The sequence below is a fragment of the Candidatus Methylomirabilota bacterium genome, assembly GCA_036005065.1.
GTDB lineage: Bacteria > Methylomirabilota > Methylomirabilia > Rokubacteriales > DASRDR01 > DASYQW01.
The window spans coordinates 1-4,926 of record DASYQW010000158.1 but is presented as its reverse complement, the minus strand read 5'-3'; the positions used below and the strand labels follow the sequence as shown (position 1 = coordinate 4,926).

Genomic DNA, 4,926 nt, shown 5'->3' with positions numbered 1-4,926 from the left:
CCGGATGCGAGCCTGCACAGCGGCGAATACCACAATGCGCTCCGGTAAGGGCCACGACTACGGGGATGCGAGAAAGCCATGGCGCCTCTGGGTGGCATCTTCGTAGTGGCCCACAATCTGCCCCTGAGCGTTGATCCCATGGACCCCGGTACTCCTGGCGCCCGGGACCTTGATGATGGTGAAGCGCCCGTTGTTCAAGAGGAAGCTATGGCTGGAACCAGCGGCGAAGTATGTGCCGACAATCTGGCCCCGAGCGTTGATTCCCCGGAGATCGGTGCTCCTGGCGCCCGGGACATCGATGGTGGTGAAGCGCCCGTTGTTCAGGAGAAAGCCATGTGTGCCGGAATTATCGGTGTACTGGCCCACAATCTGGCCTCCATTGATTCCATGGGCCTCGGTGTGCCTGGCGCCTGAGGGATCGAGCCTGGTGAAGCCCCCGTTGTTCCTGAGAAAGCCATGGACGGCCTCGAAGACGTACCGGCCCACGATCTCGCCCCGAGCGTTGATTCCCCAGGCCTCGGTTGTAAAGGCGCGCGGGACGATCTTGCTCGTGTAATTGATGATGGTGAAGACCTGGTTGTTCAAGAGAAAGCCACGGGTGTGACGAGTGGCGTCGTCGTAAAAGCCGACAATCTGCCCCCGCTCGTTGATTCCTAGAGCCACCGTGAGCCTGGCGTGCGGGACATCGATGGTCGTGAAGACCCCATTGCGCAAGAGAAAGCCATGGAGGTCCTGGGTGGCGTCGAGGTAATGGCCCACGATCTCGCCGCGCGCGTTGATTCCCACGGCCACGGTCTCCTTCGCACGCGGGACATCGATGGTGGTGAAGGTGAAGCCGAAGGCCTGTGGCGCCGTGACCACGAGCGTCGGTACGAACGTGCTGAGAAGCACCAACCCTCGGAGTACGGAGCGTCGGCTAGGCATGCGCGGCCTCCTTAAGGGGTTTCCTCTACGGGCCGGTTTCGGCCCAATCTCCTCGCGCCCGATGACATCTGAGGCGCACGAGTGGCCCTGCGGTCATGCCACCCTCCACCCCCCGACCGCGGATCCGCCATACTTTCAGCCGACGCCCCAGCGTGTCTCCACGGCGCCCTGAAAAGGCAAGATTCGAACCACACCGGATCGTCGAAGAAATCATGGGTTGCAGCTCGAGGCGGACGCTTCGTCAGAGGTGTCGACGAATCTCCGTCAGCCACCATGACGACCTGGTGCGCTAGGGCCGGAGGTTGACGACGGCGGTCTCCCACACGCATCGGCCGGCGACCGAGATCGCCCGCACCGTGCTCACCCAGTACTGGAGGCGGACGGGATCCCGCCGCACCGTGATGGCATCCCCCATGGCCCTCGGGGCCGCCAGCGCGCACTGGCCGGTCGGGGTGGCCGGCAGGACGGCGGGCCCGAAGGCCTCGGCCGAGAACGGCTTCACCATCACCAGGCCATGCAAGAACCTGCCGGGGCCGCTCCGCTGGAACGCCACCACGCTCACGCCGTCGGCCCCCTCGGCGACGCCCGGGAACGAGTCGAAGATCCCCGGGCCCCCGCCGAGCATCAGCTGCTGGTCGATCCGCGCGAACGCCGCCGCGATCGGGGTCACCTCGACCCGGACCCACATGACGCATGCCGTGGGTGAGGCCGCTCCTACGTGGCACCGCGTGGCGTGGACCGCCGTGAGGTACGTGACGGTGATCGCCTCTGCCGTCGCCCGCCCTCCGGCCGCCTGCCTGATGCGGGCGTCGCCGGTGTCGAGCCGCACCGCGCTCCGCGGCTGGGGCGAATCCGGCGGGCTCGCGTACCGCCGCGCGCCCCGCAGCACGAGGCTCCGGAACGTCGGCGGCGTATCCCAGATCCGCGAGACCCGATAGCGGTCGTCGGAGCTGGTGCCGGTGAACCCGGTGTTGACGAAGTAGACCGGGTCGCGCAGGTCGGCCGCCCACGGACCCGGGCTCTGGACCGGCTGCAGGGCGAAGAACGAGCGGTCGCCGGGCGCCGCGGCCGGCTGAAACACCACGGTCCCGGGGAGCGACGGGCAGGCGCCAGTGTTGCGGGACAGGGCGACTTTGTCGAGCACGCGGATGACGGCGAAGGTGAAGGCGTTCGTCGCAAACCGATACTGGTCGGTGGTCAGGACGAGCCGCGCCGACCCGACCGTCAGGGTCAGGTCCCCCGCGCGGCTCGCCAGGGCCGTTCCGCCGTCCCGCTTGGCGTCGATGGCGTACCGGCACCAGTGGTCGGGCTCCAGGTCGGGCGGCTCAGGACTCCGGGACACGGCCAGGTGGATCAGCGACGTCCCGCTGGCCTCCGTCGTGCCCCGATGCTGCAGCGCGGCGATGTAGAAGCGGCGGTCAGCCTCGTTCTGGTCGAAGAGCACCTGGGGGTCGAGGACAGCCCCCCGGTCCGGCGCGCCGAAGAAGGCGCGCAGCGTCTTCGTCTGCAACGGCGCGCCGGTCACCGTGGAGAGGCGGAGCGCCGAGTTCGCCGCCTGGATCACGCGGCTCACGCCCTTGGCGACGCTCGGGGAGGGCGGGACGACACCGCCCGCGGTCAGCTCGTCGAGACCGGCAAATCTGATGAGCACCCCGGGGCTCACGGGAAGGGTGCCCGCCTCACCCACGGCCACGCCGTCGTCGACACCCGGCGCGCGATAACCGCCCGCATCGACGGCGGAGCCCCGGGTCTGGCTGGCGACCTGGGCGCCCAGCCACGCCGGCGGCAGCCCAAGGACGAGGAATGACGCGCCGGCGATGAGGACCATCGCACGGCCGACGCCGAATTGACGGGAACCGGCGGACGACGGTTCGTCGCGATCGGTCACGGGCGAAGCTTGGATCCTGCTCACGGCGGCCTCGGGAAGGCGCGTGGTCGGCTCATTCGAGCTCGCCTCGGCTCCCCCATCTGGCCTTGACTTTCCCAACGCCAAGGCCTAGCGTCGATACGCATTCTTGCGTATTCGCCCGAGGGAGCGGTCATGCGGCTGGCTCAGCGGGACTGGCGAGCGGCGCTCGAGCTTCTCGGGGAGATCTACGCGAGCCGCGATCTCCGTGCCTTCGGCCGGCAGGTCTCAACTCGGCTGACCCGGGCCATCTTCTCCGACGTCACCGCCTACACCGAGTACGACTTCCACAAGCAGCGCATCGACTATCTCGTCGAGCCCGCCGAGGCCGACCCGCCCCGGGGCCGCGAGATTCTCGGGCCGCTCCTCCATCAGCATCCGATCGTCGTGCACCACATGCGCACCGGTAACGGGCGGGCGCTGAGGGTGTCGGACTTCATCTCCCGGCGCCAGTTCCACGATCTCGGCATCTACCAGGACTTTTACCGGCGCGCCGACGTCGAATATCAGATGATCGCGCACTTTCGCGCCAAGCCCTCCCTCGAGATCGCCATCGCCCTCAACCGCCATCGGAGGGACTTTTCCGAGCGCGACCGCCTCCTCCTGGACCTGCTCCGGCCGCATCTGGTCCAGGCCTACCGCAACGCCGAGGCGGCCAGCCGGATCCAGGAGGCGCAGGCGGCGGAGCGGCGGGCGCTCGAGGAGCTCGACGCCGGGCTCCTCGCCGTGGCGCCCGGCGGGCGCATCGGGTGGCTGACCCCGCGGGCGGGGCGGCTGCTGGCGGAGTTCTTCGCTCCCGGCCCCGGGGCGGCCCGGGCGCTCCCCGAGGCGCTCCGATCCTGGGTCGACCGGGAGGCGTCGCTCGCCGACCAGGACGCGCCGCCCGTCGTGCCGCGCGCCGCTCGTCGTCGAGCGGGAGGGAAAGCGCCTCGTCGTCCGCCGGCTCTCGGTGTCTGGGCAGCCGCTCCTGCTCCTTCACGAGCAGTACACGCGGCTGCCCACGCCGGCCCTCGAGATCCTCGGCCTCAGCCGCCGCGAGGCGGAGGTGCTCGCCTGGGTCGCCGAGGGCAAGGCCGACGCGGTGATCGCCAGGATCCTCGGAATCTCCCCGCGGACCGTGCACAAGCACCTCGAGCACATCTACGCGAAGCTCGGGGTCGAGGGGCGGACGGCGGCGGCGGCGCGGGCGTTCCAGGTGATCGGCGTGGGACCTCCCGGGACAGCGTGCTGAGCGTCTGCGTCTTCTCAGCTCAGCGCCCGGTCTTGCGTACGTACGCCCTCGCGAGTGACTCGGCCCCCGTAAACCACAAGATCCAGGCCAGACGGGGTCGTTGGTGGTCGCTCTCGGCCAGAACCGGAAGTCTCGCCCGGCAAGGCTCTACGGGTGGATCATCCGCTGGCCCGAGCGGTCGCGGGGGTCGGGATCGAGGCCAAGATACTGCCGGCGCACACGGTCCCACAAGGCCAAGGCCGACCAGTCGGGCGTCCGAACTCCGAGCTTACCCGTCAGAAAGGGGTTGGGAAACAGGACGGTGATCTGCGGCTCGTCTTTCCCGTTGAACAGGCGCAAGCCCCAGCTGTCCGGCGTTCCCTCGCGGTTGATCCGGCGGTAGAGCTCCGCGCGCTTCGTCCGCCGGTGGGCGGCCAGCTCGGGCGGGGTCGGGTTGCCCGGCTCCCCGCGGCGCTCGCCGATGCACAAATGGAAGTGCCCCGTCGGCCCGAAATCCACCGTGAGATACCCGTCCTGCATCCCGATGCGTGTCGGCGGGCCGGTCGCGGTCAGCTCCCAGGCGGCGCCCTGGATCAGCGGGGAGGTCCGCCCCCGCGCCGATCGCCAGGTCAACCCAGACGTCCCCGTCGACCTGCCCGAGTGCCGGCGCTGTCGCTGGAGGTGAACCGGATCGGGGCGGCCGGGTGGCTCATCACCGGGACCCTAGCCGCCAGGGCGGCCGGAGGGCCGGCTTCGGCCCCAGGCCAGGCAGGCGTCGCGCAGCGCGGCCTGGGTGCGCAGCCGGCGCGTCACGGCTGCCGCCGACATGTCCACCTTGGTGGCGAGACGACGGGCCGCCGACAGGTCGCTGCGGTCGCTCATCTCC

At 69.7% G+C, this 4,926-nt stretch carries 5 protein-coding genes; 1 reads left to right on the top strand and 4 read right to left on the bottom strand.

Annotation, left to right across the window (positions count from 1 at the left end):
- Window positions 1-57: 57 nt before the first annotated feature.
- The 3 genes from VGW35_11065 to VGW35_11055 form a co-directional block, all read right to left on the bottom strand.
- Window positions 58-891, bottom strand: a complete 834-nt coding sequence (locus VGW35_11065; GenBank protein ID HEV8308197.1) for a hypothetical protein — start codon at window positions 889-891, stop codon at window positions 58-60.
- Window positions 892-1,213: 322 nt separating this feature from the next.
- Window positions 1,214-2,752: a hypothetical protein gene (locus VGW35_11060; GenBank protein ID HEV8308196.1), complete on the bottom strand. Its 1,539-nt coding sequence runs from the start codon at window positions 2,750-2,752 to the stop codon at window positions 1,214-1,216.
- Window positions 2,753-3,058: 306 nt separating this feature from the next.
- Entirely contained in the window at window positions 3,059-3,454 is a 396-nt protein-coding gene (locus VGW35_11055) for a hypothetical protein (protein ID HEV8308195.1), read from the bottom strand.
- Window positions 3,455-3,779: 325 nt separating this feature from the next.
- On the opposite strand from VGW35_11055, the gene VGW35_11050 reads away from it, so the two are divergent.
- Window positions 3,780-4,061: a helix-turn-helix transcriptional regulator gene (locus VGW35_11050; protein HEV8308194.1), complete on the top strand. Its 282-nt coding sequence runs from the start codon at window positions 3,780-3,782 to the stop codon at window positions 4,059-4,061.
- Between the two features lie 147 nt (window positions 4,062-4,208).
- Here VGW35_11050 and VGW35_11045 read toward each other — a convergent pair whose 3' ends face one another.
- Entirely contained in the window at window positions 4,209-4,673 is a 465-nt protein-coding gene (locus VGW35_11045; GenBank protein ID HEV8308193.1) for a hypothetical protein, read from the bottom strand.
- Window positions 4,674-4,926 lie beyond the last annotated feature (253 nt).

Excerpts from the sequence above, each read along its gene's own strand:
- VGW35_11060 (HEV8308196.1), bottom strand. The coding sequence starts at position 2,752 with ATGGTCCTCATCGCCGGCGCGTCATTCCTCGTCCTTGGGCTGCCGCCG.
- VGW35_11055 (HEV8308195.1), bottom strand. The coding sequence starts at position 3,454 with ATGCGGCCGGAGCAGGTCCAGGAGGAGGCGGTCGCGCTCGGAAAAGTC.